Raw genomic sequence first — 23464 nt, forward strand, 5'->3', positions numbered from 1 at the left:
AGGTATAGATACTACGGCTTTTGTACTTTCTAAAACTTATTCCTATTTATAAAAGCATCAAAGAATTAAAAGAATAAAATATAACAAAACAAGTCATTAAAAATAGTTTATAATGAAATAAACATCTGTAAAATCTATTTGAAAAAATCAATGCAAAAAATGGAAAATAAACTAAATAATTTAATTATTTAGCTTCCTGCTCCTCAACGGACTTGGTAAATCTGCATTTTGGGAACCCACTGCAGCCTATAAATTCACCATAACGACCCATTCGCTTAATCAGATGCTCACCACACTGTGGACAAACACCAACAACTTCATTTGTTGATTCTTTACCATTTCTACCGCATTTTGGGTCCAGACATGCTCTTTGGCGCGGTTTTCCAAATGATATCATTGGAAGCCCACATTTTTCACATTTGGTTTTAAGTACGTTGGTACCTCTAGGTATAGGGTAAGTTACCTTACATTTTGGATAAGCAGAACACCCCACAAATGTACCTTTGGTCCTGTAGGAATATTTCATAACAAGGTTACCACCGCATTTACATTGACCTACAATTCTGCTTTCCTGGTAAGCCTCATACAGTTTTTCACCAATCTTAGATTTATTTTCATCAATATCGTCGAGAATAGATGAAAGTTCGACTTTGGCTTCGTCTATAACGCTGTCTTTGGTAATTTTATCGGCCATTATATCTTCAAGTTCTGTTTCGAACTTTCTTGTAAGCTCCTCACTTGTTATATCTTCAGAATACTCTTTTAATGTATCTATAAGGTGTTCACCAAGTTCATTAACCTGTATCTTCTGACCTTCAATGTATTTTCTATCGTAGAGAATAGATATTATATTTGCTCTGGTTGATTTAGTACCTAGACCTCTTTTCTCGAGTTCACGTATTAAAGAAGCTTGATTGTATCTTGCAGGTGGTTTTGTTTCCTTTTCTTCGCATAAAATTTCATTAACCTTTAATGTATCCCCTTTCTTAATGTCAGGGAATTTTTCATCTTCAATTTTTCTAAATGGATAATGTTCAAGCCATCCCATTTTTGCCATTCTTTTCCTGCTGAATGAAAATTCCTGCGAATTAATATTTAATTTCGTTTTCATGGATTCTTGAAGTGCATCTTCTCCAAATACAGATATGAACCTGTAAACTATAAGTTCATACAGCTTCTGTTCATTTGTATCCAGCCCAGTAGGTAACGTACCTGTTGGGTGAATAGCAGGGTGTGCTTCATCTGTTTTTTTACCTTCATTTGGTTTTAAAGGTTTTTTGAGTGCATCTACATGCTTTTTGAACTCTGCATTTTTACTCAATTGTTTAAGTATCTTGTCGTATCCTATACTTTTTGGGAGTTTCTGTGAAGAAGTACGAGGATAAGAAGTATAACCTTCTGTATAAAGGTTTTGAGCAATTTGCTGGGTCCTTTTAGGGCTGAATCCAAATACTCCATACGCCTCTGACTGGAGACTTCCCAGATCGAAAGGAACTGGAGGTGTTCTTTTGTTTTCCCTTAAAGTAACATCTGTTACAACTGCATCTGCATTCCCACAGTCAGCTAAGATGCCGTCTGCTTCTTTCCTTTCAAATATTTTCCCTGCTTTATGATCAGCAATTATATCATCTTCAAGAGCAGCTTTTATAAGCCAGTAAGGAATTGGTTTGAAGTTTTTAATCTCTTTTTCACGGTCAACCAGTATAGAAAGTGTTGGAGTTTGGACTCTACCTGCAGAAAGCTGAACATACCTGGATGTAGCTTCCCTTACAGAATCAGTGAGATATTTGGATATATTAACCCCAAATAAAAAATCAAGTACGTGCCTTGCAATACCACTATCAACCTGATGAAAATCGATAGGTATTGGGTTTTCATAAGCTTTAACTATGTCTTCTTTGGTAAGGGTAGAAAATTTCATCCTTGTAGCTTTATCTATACTGTCTTCACCACATGCATACTTCAATGCATTATATCCGATTACAGTTCCTTCTATATCGTAATCGCAAGCATGAACAAATTTATCAGCGCCTTTTGCAAGCTTTTTTATGGCATCCACATAATTTTTAACATATTTTTTCTGTTTATCTTTATCATAAAGTGGAACCCAATCTATATCAAAAATTTTGTCCTGTCTTGAATTTGTAGGTGAAAGGGAGTATAAATGTCCTACCGCAGATAATACGGTTGTTTTTTTCCCATTTTCTTCAAATTCATAGTACGGAACCTTTTTATAGCTATTTTTAATTGTATTTCTAGAAAGCGCATTAGCTATTTTCTCAGATGATTTTGGCTTTTCACAAATTATGACTTCATGCATGATATCACTCAAAATAGTACTCAAATAACATTTTATATTATATGTATTATTATATTATATTGATTTAATTATTCTTAATATTAAGATAAATATATGTAATAATCATCTTATTTAATTCTATGATCTATTAATATAGTAACCTTCGCATATTTAAAGACATATCCAATTTATTTAATTATGAAATTTTTATATTTCAAGTCATGTAAAATAGTTAAATACTTCTTATTCAAGATTTAAATGATATACATCAAGTAAATTATATTTAAATTCATGAAATAATTAAACCCTGATTTTCAAGCAATGTACTCATAATCTTTTTCTACTACATATTGATATTATTAGATACAAAGGAGATTAAAATGTTAATTGGCGTTATATCCGATACTCACATTCCAGAGAGAGCTTCAAAGATACCTGAAAAAGTGTTTGATATATTTAAAGATGTGGATATGATCCTGCATGCAGGAGATCTGGTATCTTACGATGTAATGGAAGAACTTGAAAAAATAGCTCCAACTAAATGTTCTCAAGGGAATATGGACCGAGCTTGCGGTATTAAACTTCCAAAAAGTGTTGTTTTTGAGGTTGAAGGCATAAAAATTGGGCTCAACCATGGTCAAGTCTATCCAAGAGGAGATACCCAACAGTTAAAATATATTGCAATGGAACTTGGAGTTGAAATTCTTATTACAGGCCATACTCACTGGTCATTTATAACTGAATTAGAAGATGTGCTTCTTTTAAATCCCGGCAGTCCTACTGTTCCAAGGTTATCAGATCCATCAGTTATGCTTCTAAAAATTGAAAATAAAAAAGTTGATGTAGAAATAATTAAAATTGGAAAACCGGTATGCAAGGCCCTTAATTTCCACAAACCAGAATAAAATCAGTTTTATTATATCTGACAATATAAAATAATATTAAAGGAGTTTAAAATGAGTGAAAAATGGAAAATTGAAAGTAAATGTGAACATTACTATAAAATGGCAAAAAAGGAAAAATACCGATCCAGAGCATCATACAAATTAATACAGCTCAATAAAAAATTCAGGATTATTAAACCTCGAGATTACGTGATAGATTTAGGTGCTGCGCCTGGAGGCTGGTCTCAAGTAGCGCTAGATATAGTTGGAGATAACGGAAAAGTTGTTGCTGTGGATCTTCAAAGAATCAGGCCCTTTGAGCATGAAAATTTTATCCAGATTACAGGAGATTTCACAAAAAGTGAAACTGTAGAAAAAATAAAAGATGCACTTGAATGGAATGCAGATGTGATTTTATCTGATGCTGCACCTAAATTAACTGGAATAAAGGATATTGATCAACTCAAATCTATTGACATCGTGGAAAATGCCTTAAAAATTGCAGATGAAGTCCTTAAAATTGACGGAAGTATGATTATAAAGGTTTTTCAGGGAGAAGGCTTTCAATCACTTCTTAAGGAGGTCAAAAAGAAATTTAAAATAGTTAAAACAACAAAACCTCCGTCTTCAAGGAAGAAAAGTGTTGAAATGTATTTAATAGCCTTGAAGAAATATTAGTTTTTGGATAAGAATTAATTTTTATAGTAGGGGCACATGATCTAATGAGAAAATACATTCAAACAATAATAGGTCTATTGTTAACATTACTAATTGATAAAAATATATTAAAATGTAATTTATTCGATTAAATAACTAAATTTCAAGAATTTAAGGATAATTCAAATAAAATATTGAAATTATACCCAAAGATCATAATCATTGCCCCAAACATATTTTTATTCTTCTTTAAAGATCAAATAGAGTACTCGTTTTTTACTTGGAATTAGATTTTAACCTTTTTATTGTTATTACTTTATTGAATTAAATTATTATAATAAATGAATAACAGTAATATTTCTATTTGAAATAAGTATTATCTAAAAGCAGTGCATAAATTATATTAATGAATAAAAATAATATAATAATGTATGAAGCACATAGATGAAGAACTTTTTAAAAACTCATTTTATTTCTTGTTAGAAAGTGAAGAACTACCAAGAGACACGTTAATAGAACGTATCAAAGAATTACCCCGAGATGAGCTGGAAGATATGGCCCATAGAGCCATAAGTTTGGCATTGCGTGAACGAGAAGCACGTCATGCTCTGCAGTGCAAAATTAATCAGCGATTTCATGACACGTTAGAAATGACTTTTTACTAAGTCTTCTTTTATTCCTTTTTTGTGCTTAAACTAAAATAAATGTAAACAAGCCAGATCCGCTCCAGCTGTTCACCTATTTAAAAAATATTTATTTTTAGTAGTTAAGAAACTTCGCCAGTTACAGTACTTACACTTTTTTGAGTTTTCTGTAATTGAGCAATTGCTGCATTAAGTCTAGTGTTAACTACATCCTGAGGCTGATTTGTAGATAATGCACTTTCCACATCTGTTATTGCAGTCTGTGCTTTTACAAGCTGAAGTTCAGCATCAATGGTATCATTTCTAATTTTACTATTTGAAGATTTACCCGCTTGAGACTTAACTGTATTAAATGAATTGTTCAACGTAGAATACTCCGATTTTAACGACGCCAAAGTATCATAAGCAGAACCACTACCTACATTAGAGGAAACTTTAGATGATACATCAGCAACGACTATATACGCAACAACACCTATGAAAAGGACTAACAATATTATTCCTAGAACTGATATTGTCATTGATGTAAATTTGAATAAGTTTAACCTTGATCTTTTCATTATATCACCAGATTAACCGTTTTAGGTTTTATAAATTGATTGAAAATAAACTTCATTAATTAATTAATTTTTATCATTTGTATAGTAAAGGATATTATATTATACATAGATATACTTTAACAATGGACACCATAACCGAAAAATCAAAAACATCAGTAGCAAAATTTGAAGAGTTTTTCAGCACACCTGAATGCAAAGAGATTGTTTCTGAAGCGCTCGCCAAGTATCCTGACGAAAGATCTGTAGTAGTGAACTATCTACAGCTCGAGATGTTTGACCCGGACTTGGCGGATTTGCTGATCGAAAAACCAGAAGAGGTTATACAGGCAGCACAAAAGGCAATAAAAAACATAGATACAGCCAGAAAAAATGCGGATTTACAGGTGAGGTTTGAAAATTTAAGTAATGTAATTCCTTTAAGGGACCTAAAAAGTAAATATATCGGTAAATTCGTTGCAGTTGACGGAATTATTAGGAAAGCCAATGAAATCCGTCCGCGAATTGTAAATGCAATGTTTGAATGTCGAAGCTGCATGAGGCTTCATGAAGTTCCTCAAAAAAGCAACATGATAAGCGAACCTGCACTATGTCAAGAGTGTGGTGGCAGATCATTTAGATTAATGCAAGATGAATCTGAATTTATTGATACACAAACAACAAAGCTTCAAGAACCTCTTGAAAACTTATCTGGGGGAGAACAGCCCAGACAGATTAATGTAGTTCTGGAAGATGATCTTGTAGACACCATCACTCCGGGAGACATTATAAGAATTACTGGAACCCTGAAAACTGTTCGAGACGAACAGACAAAACTTTTTAAAAATTATATTTACTGTAACTACATTGATGCACTTGAACAGGAATTTGAAGAACTTAAAATAAGTGAAGAAGACGAAGAGAAAATAAAAGAACTTGCAGCCAATCCTGACGTTTACAATAAGATTATCAATTCAACAGCACCTTCTATACAGGGTTATAGAGAAGTAAAAGAAGCTATAGCTCTCCAATTATTTGGAGGATGTGTAAAAGAGCTTGAAGATAAAACCAGGATCAGGGGAGATATTCACATACTTATTGTTGGTGATCCCGGTATTGGTAAATCTCAAATACTTAAATATGTATCAAAACTGGCACCAAGGGGAATATATACAAGTGGTAAAGGTACAAGTGGTGTAGGACTTACTGCAGCTGCTGTTAAGGACGATCTCGGAGGATGGTCACTTGAAGCAGGTGCATTAGTCTTAGCAGATAGGGGTAATGCTTGCGTAGACGAACTGGATAAAATGAGGTCTGAAGACAGGTCTGCTATACACGAAGCATTAGAACAGCAGACAATAAGTATTGCAAAAGCAGGTATAATGGCAACTTTAAACTCCAGATGTGCAATGCTCGCAGCAGCGAACCCAAAATTTGGAAGATTTGACCGTTATAAATCTGTTGCAGAACAGATAAACCTTCCAGCCCCAATACTTTCAAGGTTCGACCTCATATTTGTTGTGGAAGATAAACCTGATGCTGACAGAGACCGGAAACTGGCAAGCCACATTTTGAACATACATCAAACCGCAGAAATTCCTTTTGAGATTGATCCCGAACTCTTAAGGAAATATATTGCATATGCAAGAAAGCAAAGCAGCCCAGAACTTACTGATGGGGCTATTGAAGTACTTAAAGAGTTTTATGTTGGAATGAGAGGTAGTGCAGAAGATGAGGATTCTCCAGTTCCAATTACAGCTCGTCAGCTGGAAGCATTAGTCCGATTATCAGAGGCAAATTGTAAAATACGCTTAGGAAAAGAAGTTACCTCTGACGACGCAAAAAGGGCCATTAAACTGCAACAAGACTGTATGAGACAAGTTGGTCTTGATCCAGATACTGGTAAAGTTGATATCGACAAAGTAGAAGGACGTACACCTAAATCCGAACGTGATAAAATTAAATTGATTATGAATATAATTAAAGAACTTGGAGAAGAATATGATGGTAAAGTTCCAAGAGACATAATTATAGAAGAAGCATCTGCTAAACATAATATAGGTGAAGATAAAGCTGAGCAAATAGTAAATAAACTGCATCAACAAGGAATGATAATAGAGTCAGGTAGAAATCATTACAGAGCAATTTAATATAGATATTTAAATTCATTCAGTAATTATGTTTAAAGCCGTGTGATTTATCCACACTCAATTTTTTTTTATTTTTCAAAATTTTGACTATTTTTCCATGTCCAAAGAAATTTATAATTTCATAGCCATGATCATTACTTTTTTAAGTCATGAAAAGTATAACTATGTTCATTATAATTTAAAATGTTATTTTTAAGATTATAACTAAAGCAATTCAACTTTATTGGAGGGTTGATAATATGAGCGATTACGATAAATTATTAGATAGAGCTATAGACCAGTTACCCCAAAAGGTTTTTGAAACAAAAAGATTTAGCGTCCCTAAAGCATATTCAGTAATTCAGGGAAACAGAACAATTATACAGAATTTTAAAGATATTACAGAAGCATTAAACAGGGACCCCCAGCATGTCCTCAAATTTTTACTTAGAGAATTAGGAACTGCAGGGAATTTAGAAGGAAGCAGAGCTATAATGCAGGGTAAATTTACACACTACCTCATAAATGATAGGATAGACGACTATGTAAAAAGATTTATCATGTGCCACGAGTGTAACAGGCCAGATACCAAAATAGTCCGAGAAGACCGTGTATTTTTACTTAAATGCGAAGCATGTGGTGCTAAAGCTCCACTTAAGACATTATAAATGGGTTTTTCCATTTATACATATTATTTTTAAATAAATTTAATTAAATTAACCAATGATTTTTATGTTCTGTCCAAATTGTGGAAAAACTGAAGAGAAACTTTTTGATAACCTCTGCAGGTCCTGTTTTTTAAAAGATGTTGTTTTAGCTGAGATTCCTGATCAGATAGAAATAACAATATGTGCCCACTGCGAATCCCGCCTTGAAAAAGGAAAATGGCATGATTTAGAAATATCAGACGAAGAAGTTATACTAAACACATTAAATGAGCATATAACCTTAAACAAATATGCTCAAGACGTTGAAATTGATCTTGAACTGATTTTAGAAAGAGGATCTACCCTTGAATTTATTGTACATATCAAAGGATCTGTTTTAGGGGAAATAATCGAGCAAGACTATAAGTTAAATGTTAAAATCAATAGAAATGTCTGCCCAGAATGCAGTAAATACATGTCAGGATACTATGAGGCTGTAATTCAACTAAGGGTAGATAACAGAAATCCCGACGAAGAAGAGATAAACTCCATTGACATGCTCATTGCAGACAGCATCAATAAAATTTCAAAAAAGAACAAAATGGCATATATAGCAGAGCGCGTCGTGCTTAAAGAAGGAATAGATTACTACATTGGCTCTCAAAAGGTTGCAAAAAGATTATCGAATATCTTGAAGAATCACTTTGGTGGAGTTATTAAAGAATCACCTCGACTAATGGGCCGTGACAAATCCGCTGGAAAAGATCTCTACAGGACATGGATTTCTTTTAGAATACCTTATTTCAGAGTTAATGACTTTATCAAATATGGAAACGTTTTAGGTCAGGTTACAAGCATAGAAGGTAAACGAATTTCAGTCCATGATTTAGTTTCACAAAACCAGACCTCAATCCAGTGGCGTGATTACGATAAAATAGAAACAGTTGCAAAGAAAGAAGACATTAATGAAACAACTGTAACTGCAAAATCTCCAAATTCAATTCAGATACTTCACCCAGTTTCATATGAACCGTTAGATATAGATATAAATCCTGAAATTGCTGATGTTGAAATTGGGTCTCAAGTACCTGTGATTGAAATAGAAGGGAATGTTTATATTTTAGGGAATTTTAAAAATATTTAAATGTGCAAAGTGATAATTTAAATATTAATATGAATTATCTGATTTTTATAGTGAATGACCCCTATTTTGACGCTATTTAATAAAGATAATTTGCTTATGTGCTTTGAATTTGAAGACGTAAATTTAATCAATTACTAAAATTTATAAGTTTAAAAGGTTACGTCATTCACTATATTACACTAATAAAATTCATTTTTAGATAATTTACGGTGATATAATGGACATAGATAATACAATAGACATGATAGAAAGAGGAACACTGGAAATAATATCCCACGATGAACTTAAAGAAAAACTTCAAAAGGATTCTCCTGTAGCTTATATCGGTTATGAACCCTCGGGAAAAGTCCATCTTGGACATGCTATCACCGTTAAAAAGATGATAGACCTGCAGAAAGCAGGGTTCAAAATTAAAATTCTTCTTGCAGACCTTCATGCATATTTAAATGAAAAGGGAACCCTCAAAGAAATTAAGGAAATTGCAGATTACATGAGGAAATGTTTCCTTGCCTTTGGATTAAGTGAAGAAACTGAATTCATTTTGGGTTCCAGTTTCCAAACATCAGAAGAATACACCTGTAAAATATACCAGCTTGCACTTTCAACTACTCTTGCACGTGCAAAACGAAGTATGGCACAGATAACAAGACATGAAACTGATCACCGCGTTGCAGAAGTAATATATCCTCTTATGCAGGTTATAGACATGCTATTTTTAGATGTTGATGTTGCACTTGGTGGAATGGAACAGAGAAAAATACATATGCTTGCAAGGGAAAACCTACCGAAAGTAGGGTCTTCTGTACCAGTTATAATCCACACACCACTTCTCCATGGAACTGACGGCTCTGAAAAGATGTCTTCAAGTAAAGAAAATTTCATAGCCATCGATGATTCTCCTGAAACTATAAAAAAGAAGATTAAAAACAGTTTCTGCCCAGCAGGAGAAGTAGAAGGAAATCCAATAATTGAAATAGCAAAACACTTCATATATGACCATAAAGACACCATGTTAATTGAAAGACCTCCTAAATTTGGAGGAAATCTTGAATTAAGTTACAATGAGCTTTTAGAGTCATATAAAGATGGAAAATTACACCCTCTTGACCTCAAAAATACAGTAACAAAGGAATTAATTGAAATTTTAGAACCTGTAAGGAACTATTTTGAATAGGTGATTTTATGGAATATGAAATGAGAATACCTCCAGGAACCCCATCAAAATTGGTGGAAGAAGTTATGGAAAAATACGACAAATTAGAATTTAAACAGACTGAACAAGGACCTGTAATTGTCGGTGAAAAACAGGACCTTGAAGGTGCGCAGGACATTATCATCAGGGGTTTAAACCAGAGAATAAAAGAATTAGAGGATAAATAATATATTATCCTTGAAATTTATTTTAATTAAAATTTAATATTTTGGACTATTTAAACCACTATAAATGAGTTTAAACCAACAAATAAAAGAATTAATGGATAAAAAAGTAATTATCCTTTAAATTTATTAGTTAAAATTTAAAATCTTGAATATCAAGATACACTCTTATTTTTATTGAATTTTTACAACATCTCGAATATCATCAATTATGTCTTCTACGATGTCATCTATACCGTTTTGATCGCTCCATGTGCAGAGTTCTGTTCCTGGAACATCACCAATATCTTCAAATGTGCTTTCATCACTCCAAGCCTTTTGTAAGTCTTCAGAACAAAAACTTAAATCAGTATCATGATTTTCATAAATAATACCCCAAGTTTCAGAGTCTCTAACTTCCCAGTACCAGCTGTAAGTAATAGCACATTTTTCCTCATCCATTCCACTGGTTAAATCTTTAGTTAACCCCTGACAAACTTTAGACTCCTCTTCATAGCCTACAACTAATGATTTACCCTCATCAAGATCAATCTTTTTTTCCCAGATATCTTTAGGGCCTTGAACTTTCTCTAAATCTATATTTATTATCATATCTGTAAGTTCATCTTCATTTACCATGCTTGTGTTCTCCGTAAATAGTAAATAAACTCAGAATTTCATTAGAGCTTGATTTTTGTACAAATGATATTTATGATTTAAATAATACTTAATTTTTGTGCATATTACAATTCTAGTAGAATATATTTATAATTAATATACCATACTATTATGTTTAACTAGATGCATCTGCCAATTTTAGGAGAGATTACCTTCTTTATGTCCTCACAGATTTTGTTGATCCCATTATTTGCATTTATAACAAAGAAATCATTCTTCCGAGCAAGTTCAAGGTACCTTTCCCTGATTTTTTCAAGAAAAGCCTTATTCTCAAAACTATCTTTACCATCACACCGTTTAAGGGCAGTTTCAACATCCAGATCAAGCAATATTACCATGTCCGGTATTTTAACGAATTTATTTAATTCATAAAGCCATGAAGGGTCATTTTGATAAACAATACTTGAATAAAAAGACCTGTCACTTATCACAATTTTACCTGATTGTTCTGCAGCCTCGATTTCATCCATAAGTACCATGCGGTCGGCAGCAAATAAAAGAGCCAGGGTTTTCTGGAAATTTTCTGACGTGGCATCAGGATCCCTGAGCATTTTCCTTATTAATCTCCCAATATCAGAATCAGTGGGTTCAAAAACCCTCATAACTTCAAATCCGCATTCATTAAGCCATTCTTCAAGAAGAAGAATCTGTGTTGATTTTCCCGACCCATCAATGCCTTCTAAACATATATACATACTGGTTAGTTATTTTCATAATCCTAAATATAGTTTGAGCTCAAGAATCTGTTTAAGCATTAAAAGTATAATTATCTAAAAACTAAATAAACTACTATACCATCTGAATTTATTTTAACGTTCATGTCCCTGATCCTGTGCACTGTTTATACTTCATGTTGTGGTACTGTTAATTTAAGTTGAACCTGTTTAAAAAAATCCATTTATTTAATCAATGATTAACATAAATTACAGCACTAAATTAACACCATGTAAAAATTGCAGATTTTACGGTCACAAAACTAACAGTCTTCAAAATCATGTGAAATCAAAGATTTTTTATGCGTAGAAAAATGCATAACATACGAAAATCGAAGATTTCCGCGGTTACAAAATCTCTGATTTTGTAAACATTTTTCTCTGGCTGTTAAAATTCCATACATGAACGTTTTGAAATTATTTATGATTATAAATCCTGTTATTTACATTTATCCGGAGAAATACAATGAAAATAGAAATACCAGAACTACTGGCACCTGCAGGATCTATGGAATCCATGAAAGCAGCTGTGAATGCAGGGGCAGATGCCGTATACCTTGCAGGGAAACAGTTTGGGGCACGGCATTATGCAGCTAATTTTGATAACACAGATTTAAAAGAAGCTGTTCATTACGCCCATTTAAGGGGCGTAAAAGTTTATGTAACAGTTAACACTCTCATTAAAGACCATGAACTTCCAGATTTAGCCAAATATTTATTATTTTTATATGAAAGGGGAGTAGATGCAATTTTAGTTCAAGATGTGGGTGTTGCACGTATTGCAAAAGAGCTTGTTCCAGATCTTAACCTCCATGCATCCACACAAATGACAATTCACAACACTGAAGGAGTTAAATGGGCAGCAGAATTTGGATTCAAACGAGTGGTGCTTGCAAGGGAAATGAAACTGGCAGAAATAGAGGAAATCAACAAAAATATTGAACCCGGAGAAATTGAACTTGAAATATTTGCACATGGAGCTCTATGTTACTCCTATTCCGGACAGTGTCTTTTATCTTCATTTATCGGCGGGCGCAGTGGAAACAGGGGTATGTGCGCACAGCCGTGCAGGAAACCATATGATCTAATTTTAGGCGGGAAAGATGGATACGGCAGGCCCATTAATACAACTAAAGTTGAGATAATGCAAAGCATTATCGAACATCAAAAATCAAAGATTTTTGAAGCGAAAATTAAAGAGAAGTATTTATTATCGACACGTGATTTAGCGATTTATGAATATCTTGATAAAATATCAAAATCATCTGTAAGTTCACTCAAAATTGAGGGCAGAATGAGGTCTCCTGAATATGTGGCAGTTGTTGTGAGCACCTACAGAAAAGCACTGGATTCGATTAAAAAAGGAAGATGGAAGCCCAGAAAAAAAGATATTGATGACCTTAAATTAGCATTTAACCGTGATTTTACAGGAGGGTACCTTTTAGAAAAAGACGAAAGTTCAGTAATGAGTCGAGATCGTCCTGGAAACAGAGGAGTTTATGTTGGGCCTGTCACTGATTACAAGAAGAAAGATAAAAAAGCTGTAATTGAAATTAAAAATCAGATTATACCTGAAAAGGGAGACGGCATCGTTTTTATAAATAAAGATCAAAATAAAAACGAGTATGGTATGGTAATACATGAATCTCCACATATTTATAAAAATAAAGCTAATTTCACGGTTCAACGTCCGTTAAAACCTGGAACTTTAGTTTATATAACACGCAGGAAATCACTGCTGGATAAAGCTCAAAAAATAATTAGTGATGATAAACATCAGATAAAAATCGATTTAGATATATTTATAGAAAATAATGGATCTATATCGCTCCAGAGTAGATTTAATGCTCCAGATAATGTTTTAATTGATCTGAAATTAGTTCCTGATTTTAAAATGGAAGCTGCCGTTAAAAAACCCGTAACTGAAAAAATAATTGAAACCCAGTTTAGAAAAACTGGTGGCACCCCCTTTGATATAAAAAATATGAATATACATTATCCCGGAGGCTTTTTTGCACCAGTCAGTGAATTAAACAAGCTCCGCCGGGAACTATTTGAAAAAATAGAAGAAAAATTAATTTCAGCATCCTGTCCAAGTAAAAATAAAATGAAAGAAGCGCATGATAAATTGAACAAGTTGCTCCCTCAACTGGACATAAAAGCAAATAATATTAAACTAGATAAAAAATCAATTAGTTTAGCTGTATATGCCGACGATCTAGATATCCTAAAAGGTGCCGCCAGTGGGAAATGCGATAGAATTTATTTTGACCCATTTACAGGGAATGCTGCATTGAACTGCAACTCTAATTTAAATACCGCATCAACCTTAAATTTAATCAATAAAGCTGTGTCGATCTGTAAAAATACAAATACTGAACTAATCTTAAAATTTCCCAAAATTACTTCAAGCTATTACTTATCCTCTTTAAATTCTTTTTTAGCTAAAGCTTTTAATTCAGGGATTAGTGGAGTTATGACCGATTCTATTGGAGCTGCAGAATTTATGTTAAATCTCAATTTTCAGATTAATCTTTTTGCATCTGCAGGACTTAATATATGGAATTATAAATCAGTTGAAGAACTGCAAAACATTCTTAAGAATTTTACTGTATCTCCTGAGCTTTCAAAAGATGAGATTAAAAGGCTTGCTTTCAATATTCAAACTAGAGGAATTGATTCAAATTTAGAACTTTTAGTACAGGGAAATGTGGAATCTATAGTTTCTAAAGACTGCATTCCCCATATTGCAGGAGATAAAGTTCTTAAAAATAAAAATGCTGAAAAATCATTTCTGGGAATTGAAGATACTAAAAACCATTTATTCCCAATAAGATTGGATAATGAATGCAGAACCCGCATTTTAAACTCAGTGGAGTTGTGCCTGGTAGACTATATGCCCCAAATTTCTAAAATTGGCATTGATACAGTTATAATCGATGCAAGAGGCAGAACACAAAAATATGCCCATGAGATGAGCCATATTTATAAAAAAGCCATTGAGATCGGGGCTAAGAAGGACCAAAAATCAAAACGTGAACTTAATGCTTTAAAAAATAAGGTTAAAAAGATCTCTTTAGGTGGAATAACAACTGGAAACTTCCTCAGAGGAGTTACAGAACAGTAAATTTCCCTGGCCAATTACTCCCAATTTCATAACTTACAGAAAAATATTAATAATTTTTTTAACATAGTTGTTATGAGAGAGTGATTAGTTGAGCAGAATTAACAAATATTTATCCATAATACTTATTTTTATTCTGGTGATTTTTGCATCGGGTTGTGTTAATACACAAAATAATTCCACAGGAAACAATACCAATCAATCTCCAAGTACAAACAACAGCTCTTTTACCCCAAATGTGATTGTAACTGTAGCTTATCAAGGATCATGGAATGGTACTATTTCAGACAATACGGGAAATAGAACAGTGCATGGAACTTCCAGCAATAATTATAATTTAGGCCCAAATCCAGGTACAGTATCAGTTACTTTTAGAAAAACGGATAACAGCACATTACCTTTACGGGTACAGCTATTTCAAGGAAATAAAGTTATTGAAAGTCAAAGTACCAATGAATCATTTGGAACTGTTTTTATAAGCCACATATTTTAAGTATTCTTTATTTTGGTTATTAATATAGGATAATAAATGATCCTGTGGCTTAAAACATCTATTTCAATTAATTTGAAACTTAATTTTAATTAAAAAAGATGTTAACTTATAAAATTTGCTAAAACCTTCGATTAGTAAATTTAAGTCGTGTTTACTACCACATCACCAGTTCAATTTTAAGGTTATCCCCCTAAATTTTATTTTTAAATTTTTAGCTGCACCCAATTAGTATTAAATTTTTTATATTAATTATTACATATATAAATAATAATTAAAAAAAAAATTCAGTTCTAACAATTTATTTTAACCTTTGTAACGAGGGATATAATGGATAAAGATGAAAAAATTGATAAAAAAAGCAAAATTGAAGATTTAGAAGAATTTAGAGAGTATCCTGAAGGAAAAGGACTTACTACCGACCAGGGAGTGAAGGTAAGCCATACTGATGATTCATTAAAAGCAGGAAAAAGAGGACCTACACTGATGGAAGATTTTCATTTCAGGGAGAAAATAACCCATTTTGACCATGAAAGGATACCTGAAAGAATAGTACATGCCAGGGGTGCCGGTGCACATGGTTACTTTGAATGTTATGAGTCAATGTCTGAATATACAATGGCCAAATTCCTTCAAGAACCTGGAAAGAAAACACCAGTATTTGTGAGGTTTTCAACTGTAGCTGGATTTAGAGGTTCAGCAGACACTGCACGAGATGTTAGAGGTTTTGCCACCAAATTTTACACCGAAGATGGTAATTATGACCTTGTAGGCAATAATATACCCATATTTTTCATACAGGATGCCATTAAATTCCCGGACTTAATCCATTCAGTTAAACCAGAACCAGACAATGAAATACCACAGGCATCCACCGCCCATGACACATTTTATGACTTTGTGGTAAGTGCACCTGAGACAACCCATATGATCATGTGGGCATTATCTGACAGGGCAATACCCAGAAGCTACAGGATGATGGAAGGCTTCAGCGTCAACACATTTAGATTCGTGAACAGCGAAGGAAAAGGCAGATTTATCAAATTTATATGGAAACCACTACTTGGAGTGCATTCATTAGTCTGGGACGAGTCCATGAAACTTGGTGGAGAAGATCCAGATTACCACAGGCGCGACCTCTATGATGCAATAGATAATGGCGATTATCCAGAATATGAGCTTTACGTTCAGATGATTGAAGAAGAGGACGAACACAACTTTGATTTTGACATTCTTGACCCCACTAAACACTGGCCTGAAGAAATAATACCCCCTAAAAAGATTGGTAAACTTGTTTTAAATAGAAAACCAGACAATTTCTTCACTGAAGTGGAACAGGTAGCATTTTGCCCCGGAAACGTAGTCCCTGGGATAGACTTTAGTAATGACCCCCTTCTACAGGGCAGGCTCTTTTCATACATTGATACGCAACTTATCAGGTTGGGCGGTCCCAATTTCCACGAAATACCCATAAATAGACCATTAGCACCAGTACACAATAATCAACGCGATGGATATCACCGCCATACAATTAATACGGGTAAAACCAGTTATTTCCCCAATACATTGGGAGATAACTGCCCTAAACCTGTTCCTCGAGAGGAAGGAGGCTATGTCCATTACATGGAGAAAGTGGAAGGTAAAAAAATAAGAGATAGAAGCGATAAATTCAAGGACTTCTACAGTCAAGCTAGATCATTTTATAAAAGCATGTCTGAGCCTGAAAAGCAGCATATTATCAGTGCTTTCCACTTTGAAGTTGGAAAAGTGGAGTCAAAAGAAGTCCGCCAGAAAATGGTGGATCAATTTGCAAATGTAGATAAAGGACTTGCTGTAGCAATTGCAAAAGGAGTTGGTGTTTCACCACCGTCAGACGGTGCAGATTCCAGCACTGCAGACAACTTCCCATCATTCAGTATGGAAAATACAGTAAAAGACACTGTAAAAACCAGGAAAGTTGCCATACTTGCAGAAAACGGTTTCAATTATGATGAATTGGTGAATGTAAAGGACGCCCTTAAGGACGCGGGGGCAAATTCAGAAATCATATCTATGTACCTCGGAATGATCAAAGCGGATAACGGGCAGGAAATTGAAGTTGACAGGAATTACATTTCTACAGCATCTACTCAGTTCGATGCAGTCTACATACCTGGAGGTAAAGAAAGTGTGGACACACTGAAAAAACGCGGCGATGTAATTCATTTTGTAAATGAGGCATTCAAACACTGTAAAGCCATTGCCGCAGTTAGTGAAGGTGTGGATTTGCTTACAGAATCAAATATAACAGGGTTTTCAATTTCAAAAGGAGAAATAACTTCTGATAAAGGTGTAGTTACTACCATTGACAATACCCATATAAAAAATTTTGCTAAAAGTTTTATTGACGCAGTTGCCATGCACCGTCACTGGAACCGTGAAACAAAATAGGAGATACCTGCCTAAATTAAATTCATTTTTTCTTTTTAATTGAAGAGCAATTTTTTTATTGAAGTCAACAAGCAGTCAGCCGTTAAATTTTGTAGACTTCATATTTTAGGGGAGTAAAAAATAGGATCATTGTGCAGCCCAAGATCCCTTAAAAAAACAGATGTTTTTACACACCAAACATGAATTTTCAGGGTGGAGAAACTAATTAGAATATACACAAAAAAGAGTTATAACACCATTATTTTAAACGTGACTTGAGACATATCACAATAAAAGTATTAAAATTGAACTGCTCAAAAAGGTTAAAATTAGAGAAAATAATAAAATAAAGTTGATTTTTTAATAAAAAGGTATTATAATTTGTAAAATTACGTATAACTTATTATTATCTCTTTAAACCATAAAATTTATATACAAAACTACACATTAGTAATTTAGGTCAATACAAGTAAGTATTGACCTCATCCCCTTTTAATTAATATTTTAAGTAAAGTACTTAAATTTCAGGGACACTGAATCTTTTCATTTGGTGTCCCTGGATACCCCCTAATTTTATAAAATACCCATGTTTATAACATTTGCATGAATTATACTTCCTGTTAAATTGTAGATATAGAAATTATCTTAAAAACATGTAGTTATGATATACTTGTACAGCCTCCAATCATAATGAAAAAATGATTAAAAAATAGATTGTGAATGTGAAAGCATGATCTTAATGTTTTTAGACCCAGTTAAAAAATACCATTATTTAATCTTATTGATTATCCTTAAAAGGGCTTTATTTCTAACAGGTATGGTAAAATAAAATGTGGAACCTTTACCTAACTCGGATTCAACCCAAACACGCCCACCATGACGATCTACTATTCGTTTAACTATAGCTAGACCTATCCCTGCACCTTGATACTCATCAATTGAATGTAACCTCTTGAACACTTCAAAAATGTGGTCACTGTACTGTTCTTCCATTCCAATTCCATTGTCACTAACTGAAAAAACATATTCTTTATCTTTTTTTCGAGCTGAAACATGAATTTCAGGCGTTATCCCCTCACTACAGAATTTAAGTGCATTTCCAATTAGATTCTGGAATACACGTGCAATTTGATCTTCATCAGCAAAAATTACGGGAAGAACTGGATCACTGGTTATTTCAGCATTATTTTCAGTAATTGAAGATTCTAAATTACTTAAAGCATAATCTAAAGCTTCTTGAGTGTTAAATTCTTTAAATTCGTTTCCTTTTGTCCCAACACGTGAGTAATCAAGCAAACCCTGGATCATGCTTTTCATTCTCTTTGCACCATCAACCATATACTCAATGAATTCATCAGCATCATCATCGAGCTTACCCTTATAACGTCTTTCGATTAACTGCGCATAACTGGCAATGGTCCGCAGCGGTTCCTGCAGGTCATGGCTTGTAATGTAAGCAAAACTCTGTAATTCTTTATTAGAACGCTGCAGTTCAGTTATAATTTCTTTTAATTGCCTTTCACTCCTTTTTCTTTCAGTGATATCACGACTTATAGACAGTATCGATTCAATTTCGCCTTTAGAATTATATTCCGGTACGGCAGTAGTTTCAAAATATTTAAAGCCATCATTAGTTATGGAACTGTATTCAAACTTCTGTAATTCACCGGTATCCAGTAATTTTTGATATTTTGACCTCCACATTTCAGCATATCTCAGAGGGGTGCCTGTTTCTTCAAATGTTTTGCCCATATAAAAGTCAGGGTAATTACCCTGCAATTCTAAAATTTTAAAATTAATAAAAATGTATTTAAAATCAGTGTCAATCCGTGTTATAAGATCAGGCGAATTTTCTGCAAGTGCCCTGAATGACTCTTCACTATCTTTAAATTTTCTAACTAGTTCCTCTGACTTAATTTTATACTCTGTTAATTGATTTCTGGATTTATAACTCATTAAAGCTTCCATAACTGCAGTAGATATTAATTCAACTATTTCTAAATCATCTTGACTAAAATCTTTATCTGTATGAACCAATCCAATTTCACCAAAAACTTCACCAGCATGCATTAAAGGCACACCCATGAAACTTTTAATTTTAACATGCTCTTCTGGCGGTTCGATCCATTTTGGATGTTTATTAATGTCATTAAAAATTAAAGGCTTTGCTTTATTAATAACACCCCACCTAATTCCTTTAATAGGTAAATCTGTTTCCATAACTAACTGTTTACCCTGGGTCGTTTTACGTTCGCGCGCTCCAGAAAAACTTGTTGCAATAGTATTTAATAATTTTTTAGGTGTTACCTCACATATAAAGCCAGAGGAACTGCCTATAATTTCCTCAATAGTTTTTAATGACATTTGAGCTAATTCTTTTTTACTTTTAACTCTTAAACCCGCCTGAAATATTTTAGTTATACCCTTTAATACTTTGTTATTCCTTTCAATCTCTTCTGCTGATTCTTTTAACTCTTTTTCAATTTCTGTATATTCAGTAACATCCTGAATTTGAACTAAAAAACCAAAATCAGCTTCAGAGATAGTCCAATCAATAAAAGCAGTTCTAGAATTTACAGAAGCATAAGTTCCTTCATTTCTGATATTTTCATAATCTAAACTAGATTGAAACTTAATTAAACCTGTTTTAATCAATTCATCCTTCTTTAATGCAATATCAGGACTATCAAATAAATTAATTTTTTTAAAATCATTTAAAGAATTAATACCTGCTATTTTTAAAGCTGTAGAGTTTGCATCAATTAAATTACCCTTTTTATCATAACAAAAAATACCATTGGGAGACTTATCAAATATTTCCTTGAATATGCTATTTTTTGTATTTAATTCAATACCTCCCCTGAAAATACTGATTAATATCTTTTTAAAAATTATAAAGAAGTTCTTACTATTACTTTGTTTTTAAAAGGTATAACTTTTTTCATCAGTTATTCAATGAAGTTAACGTTTCCTAATTTTGGCTATTTCCATAAAATAAGTACCTTTATTGATTAATAATATACTTAGATGTATTTTTATAGATATAAATGAATTTAAAATATAAATATCTTAAATCAGTAGAGTTCTACCCCTATTATGCATTATTAAAATTTTGGAGGATATTAATTTAATTCAAAAGTACATTTTTACACCTGCTAAAGAAAATAGTAAAGACTGTTATTTTAAAATATTCTATACATCCAAGATTTAAAAAAGTAAAAAATTAGTTTATTAGCTATAATACGTATGTGTGTTGTTTTACGGGTTTGTTATCTCCACTTTTAACGTATTTTAAGACAATTTTCTGCCTTTTATCTCCTTTAAATTTAAAAGTTTCAATGCCGGGACTACCTATTAACCCTGGATTGTTCGATCTAAATGTGTCGCTTAACAATTTTACGTGCTTTTTATTGTACACTGCAACCCAATGATATCCTGTTGAGGGGTTAGAAACTACTTTAATATTCTTTTCTACAGATTTAGTGTTATAGTTAGATGAGGCAGCAAAAGAAGATGTCACGAGGCTAAGACATAAAAAAGCCATAAACAACACTGCTATTTTAGTCCTCATAAAATCACCTCCATTTGTGTTAAAGATATAATAATTAATTTATAGTACTTAAATTTTAGTTCCATTTAAAAAATAAAAAAATGAAGGTTTTACCTCATTAAAGCACTTTTTGCACCTGTAATTAATTCTAAAATTCTGCAAGGGCTTACTCCCATGTTTTAAGACAATCAATTCAATTAATGTGCTTAAACGGAGTATATGCTGTTTTAAAAAGTAATCATAGATCCAGCTAAGGGATTCTATAAAAAGTCGCTCGTCTTTGCAAAATAAAAAAAAAGAATTTAAAGATTTAAAATAAGCTATTTAATGCTCAATCATCCTCAATTTTTATTGCTTCATCTGGACATACATCCATACATACTTCACACAAGCTGCATTCTCCTTTATTCTTGATTACAAGGGTATCTCCCTCAATTACAAGAACTTCCATGGGGCATACATCTGCACATTCCCCGCATTCTGCACCTTCACATTTATCGTAATCTACTGTTATTTTAACCATTTAACTCACCTGCTGTCTTTCTATAGCTGATTTAATCTAATTATTCTCAAGACATGATTGATTATTATCACGTCAAATTTTATCTCTTCTTGGGCGTTTATCTATAGCTGAGGGAATTCCTGAAGACACTGAACTTATTTCCCCTAACTTACCTTCCATAAAGTATTTGAGGTTTTTTCCTACACTTCTGGGACTAATTTTATAAATTTTAATTCCTGCATTTCTTAAAATACCAAATGCAACATTACCTAATTCCCCTATAATCAGAGCCTCAACACCTTGATCTACTATAAATTGTGCCGCTAAGTTTCCGGCTCCCCTTTCATTTTTTGCAGGATTTTCAATGGGTAAAACATTTTCAATTTCTCCATTTTCCAGATCTGCAATTATAAAATTAGGGCTTCTTCCAAATACGTTGCTTATATTTGATTCCAAACTAAGTCCAGTTGATGTAATAGCTACTTTCATTTAATTCACCTCCAGTATGTCCCACTATAATTTGTAACATTTCAACTTGCCACACATAAATACTTCCATATACACTGAAATTACGCCTATTTCCGGCCAGAGTTTAAAATTCTATGAAAAGTCAGCTGAGAAATATCCATTATTTCGCTGTTTTTTCTGGTTAATACGTTTATAATCTATTTAACCAAATTATACATTACCTAATGTATTCCCTGTTGGTTTGATTTTGCATATTTATTCCTTTGAACATGGTTTAAAGTGCCCGATCTGGGTTCTCAAGTATGAGCCTTACCCCAACATGTTTTGAATATATATTCATAACTTCAATATAAACTATTGCATTTCAAAGCACCAAAATAAGGTAGTAACGAAAACTAAAAATTTAAATTAACAGGTGCATTTAATAAATACGAATTAAATTCCATATCCAATAATGTATTATGGAAAATTTCTGGATATAAATGCATATTTACAAAAGATATGCTTAGATAACAGTTAAATATCTAAAATTCAGCAAAACGATCACAAATATAATTGTAGATCTGTAAGTATCAAAAATATTTATATCCTAGTTTTGAATATATATTCGTTTATCCTTTAAAATACAACACAAATTAGAGTGATGAAAAAAATGTTAGAAACCTTAGAAATATATAAAATTATTATAGCAGTAGCCTTTATCAGTTTTATTATCTATGCAATGCTCAATGACCCAATAAAGAAAAATAGACTGCATTAAAATACATAAAAAAAAATTTAAAGAAATAATAAACTCAAATATGGAATTAACAGTATGGTTTATTCTTATTATAGAACTCTTCAAATATAGGGCGATAATACCCTGCAATTTCATTAATCCCCGGAACATTAAGATCTTCTTCAGAATAATATAAAGCCATTATAATCCTGCATGTTTTATTCAAATTATCAAAGTAAATTACAAAGTCTATATTTTCAGCATCACCATCAAAATCATGTTCATTTAATTTTCCCCATAACTCAGGAATATATCCTTCAGTTAGTTCATCATCAGTGTAAACCAAAATAAAGCTTTTAGGCAGGGAAGTCTCTTTATCTCCAGTATCTTCAATCTTTACATCTTCTGTATCTTCTTTTATTTCCTCAAACTGCAACATTTTATCACATTTGTTATTTTCATAGAATATGCTTTTTAAGTTAAATTATTTTATATTTTTAAACTGAAATCTTAAAT

At 32.6% G+C, this 23464-nt stretch carries 20 protein-coding genes; 11 read left to right on the forward strand and 9 right to left on the reverse strand.

Features of this window, described 5'->3' with window-relative positions:
- Positions 1-184: 184 nt before the first annotated feature.
- Positions 185-2320, reverse strand: coding sequence for a DNA topoisomerase I (gene topA / locus AAGU07_RS14630; RefSeq protein ID WP_342459822.1), 2136 nt, complete (start codon positions 2318-2320; stop codon positions 185-187).
- Positions 2321-2679: 359 nt separating this feature from the next.
- Between topA and AAGU07_RS14635 the strand changes: the two genes are divergently transcribed.
- From AAGU07_RS14635 to AAGU07_RS14645, 3 genes are all read left to right on the forward strand, one after another.
- Entirely contained in the window at positions 2680-3204 is a 525-nt protein-coding gene (locus tag AAGU07_RS14635; RefSeq protein WP_342459823.1) for a metallophosphoesterase, read from the forward strand.
- A gap of 51 nt (positions 3205-3255) precedes the next feature.
- Complete coding sequence (locus tag AAGU07_RS14640) at positions 3256-3861, forward strand: RlmE family RNA methyltransferase (RefSeq protein ID WP_342459824.1); 606 nt, start codon at positions 3256-3258, stop codon at positions 3859-3861.
- 410 nt (positions 3862-4271) lie between these two features.
- A complete protein-coding gene (locus AAGU07_RS14645; protein ID WP_141705138.1) occupies positions 4272-4505 on the forward strand; it encodes a hypothetical protein in 234 nt (77 codons plus the stop codon).
- A 101-nt stretch (positions 4506-4606) separates the two neighbouring features.
- Here AAGU07_RS14645 and AAGU07_RS14650 read toward each other — a convergent pair whose 3' ends face one another.
- Entirely contained in the window at positions 4607-5044 is a 438-nt protein-coding gene (locus tag AAGU07_RS14650) for a hypothetical protein (RefSeq protein ID WP_342459825.1), read from the reverse strand.
- A gap of 122 nt (positions 5045-5166) precedes the next feature.
- On the opposite strand from AAGU07_RS14650, the gene AAGU07_RS14655 reads away from it, so the two are divergent.
- The 5 genes from AAGU07_RS14655 to AAGU07_RS14675 all read left to right on the forward strand — a co-directional run bounded on the left by AAGU07_RS14655 (position 5167) and on the right by AAGU07_RS14675 (position 10320).
- Positions 5167-7170 (forward strand): minichromosome maintenance protein MCM, encoded by a 2004-nt coding sequence (locus AAGU07_RS14655; RefSeq protein ID WP_342459826.1) that lies wholly within the window; start codon positions 5167-5169, stop codon positions 7168-7170.
- A gap of 239 nt (positions 7171-7409) precedes the next feature.
- Positions 7410-7817, forward strand: a complete 408-nt coding sequence (locus tag AAGU07_RS14660; protein WP_342459827.1) for a translation initiation factor IF-2 subunit beta — start codon at positions 7410-7412, stop codon at positions 7815-7817.
- Positions 7818-7881: 64 nt separating this feature from the next.
- Positions 7882-8940: a 60S ribosomal export protein NMD3 gene (locus tag AAGU07_RS14665; protein ID WP_342459828.1), complete on the forward strand. Its 1059-nt coding sequence runs from the start codon at positions 7882-7884 to the stop codon at positions 8938-8940.
- Positions 8941-9157: 217 nt separating this feature from the next.
- Positions 9158-10114 carry a tyrosine--tRNA ligase gene (locus AAGU07_RS14670; protein WP_342459829.1) on the forward strand — a complete coding sequence of 319 codons (957 nt, stop codon included), beginning with the start codon at positions 9158-9160 and terminating at the stop codon, positions 10112-10114.
- An 8-nt stretch (positions 10115-10122) separates the two neighbouring features.
- On the forward strand, positions 10123-10320 hold the full coding sequence (locus AAGU07_RS14675) for a hypothetical protein (RefSeq protein WP_342459830.1): 198 nt from the start codon (positions 10123-10125) through the stop codon (positions 10318-10320).
- 171 nt (positions 10321-10491) lie between these two features.
- Here AAGU07_RS14675 and AAGU07_RS14680 read toward each other — a convergent pair whose 3' ends face one another.
- The gene (locus AAGU07_RS14680; protein ID WP_342459831.1) at positions 10492-10935 is read right to left on the reverse strand and encodes a hypothetical protein; all 444 of its coding nucleotides are present in this window, start codon (positions 10933-10935) and stop codon (positions 10492-10494) included.
- A 158-nt stretch (positions 10936-11093) separates the two neighbouring features.
- Positions 11094-11669: a dTMP kinase gene (gene tmk / locus AAGU07_RS14685; RefSeq protein WP_342459832.1), complete on the reverse strand. Its 576-nt coding sequence runs from the start codon at positions 11667-11669 to the stop codon at positions 11094-11096.
- A 484-nt stretch (positions 11670-12153) separates the two neighbouring features.
- Here tmk and AAGU07_RS14690 point away from each other — a divergent pair, with 484 nt between their 5' ends.
- The 3 genes from AAGU07_RS14690 to AAGU07_RS14700 all read left to right on the forward strand — a co-directional run bounded on the left by AAGU07_RS14690 (position 12154) and on the right by AAGU07_RS14700 (position 17731).
- Complete coding sequence (locus tag AAGU07_RS14690; RefSeq protein WP_342459833.1) at positions 12154-14814, forward strand: U32 family peptidase; 2661 nt, start codon at positions 12154-12156, stop codon at positions 14812-14814.
- Positions 14815-14902: 88 nt separating this feature from the next.
- Positions 14903-15304, forward strand: a complete 402-nt coding sequence (locus tag AAGU07_RS14695; protein ID WP_342459834.1) for a hypothetical protein — start codon at positions 14903-14905, stop codon at positions 15302-15304.
- A 327-nt stretch (positions 15305-15631) separates the two neighbouring features.
- Positions 15632-17731, forward strand: coding sequence for a catalase (locus AAGU07_RS14700; RefSeq protein ID WP_342459835.1), 2100 nt, complete (start codon positions 15632-15634; stop codon positions 17729-17731).
- 747 nt (positions 17732-18478) lie between these two features.
- Here the strand turns inward: AAGU07_RS14700 and AAGU07_RS14705 are convergent.
- From AAGU07_RS14705 to AAGU07_RS14725, 5 genes are all read right to left on the reverse strand, one after another.
- Positions 18479-20605 (reverse strand): ATP-binding protein, encoded by a 2127-nt coding sequence (locus AAGU07_RS14705; RefSeq protein WP_342459859.1) that lies wholly within the window; start codon positions 20603-20605, stop codon positions 18479-18481.
- A 340-nt stretch (positions 20606-20945) separates the two neighbouring features.
- A complete protein-coding gene (locus tag AAGU07_RS14710; protein WP_342459836.1) occupies positions 20946-21281 on the reverse strand; it encodes a protease inhibitor I42 family protein in 336 nt (111 codons plus the stop codon).
- Between the two features lie 310 nt (positions 21282-21591).
- On the reverse strand, positions 21592-21783 hold the full coding sequence (locus tag AAGU07_RS14715) for a 4Fe-4S binding protein (RefSeq protein ID WP_069581949.1): 192 nt from the start codon (positions 21781-21783) through the stop codon (positions 21592-21594).
- 72 nt (positions 21784-21855) lie between these two features.
- Entirely contained in the window at positions 21856-22251 is a 396-nt protein-coding gene (locus AAGU07_RS14720; protein ID WP_342459837.1) for a NifB/NifX family molybdenum-iron cluster-binding protein, read from the reverse strand.
- A gap of 785 nt (positions 22252-23036) precedes the next feature.
- Complete coding sequence (locus tag AAGU07_RS14725) at positions 23037-23387, reverse strand: hypothetical protein (RefSeq protein ID WP_342459838.1); 351 nt, start codon at positions 23385-23387, stop codon at positions 23037-23039.
- Positions 23388-23464: the final 77 nt, after the last annotated feature.

This window comes from Methanobacterium sp., assembly GCF_038562635.1.
GTDB lineage: Archaea > Methanobacteriota > Methanobacteria > Methanobacteriales > Methanobacteriaceae > Methanobacterium_D.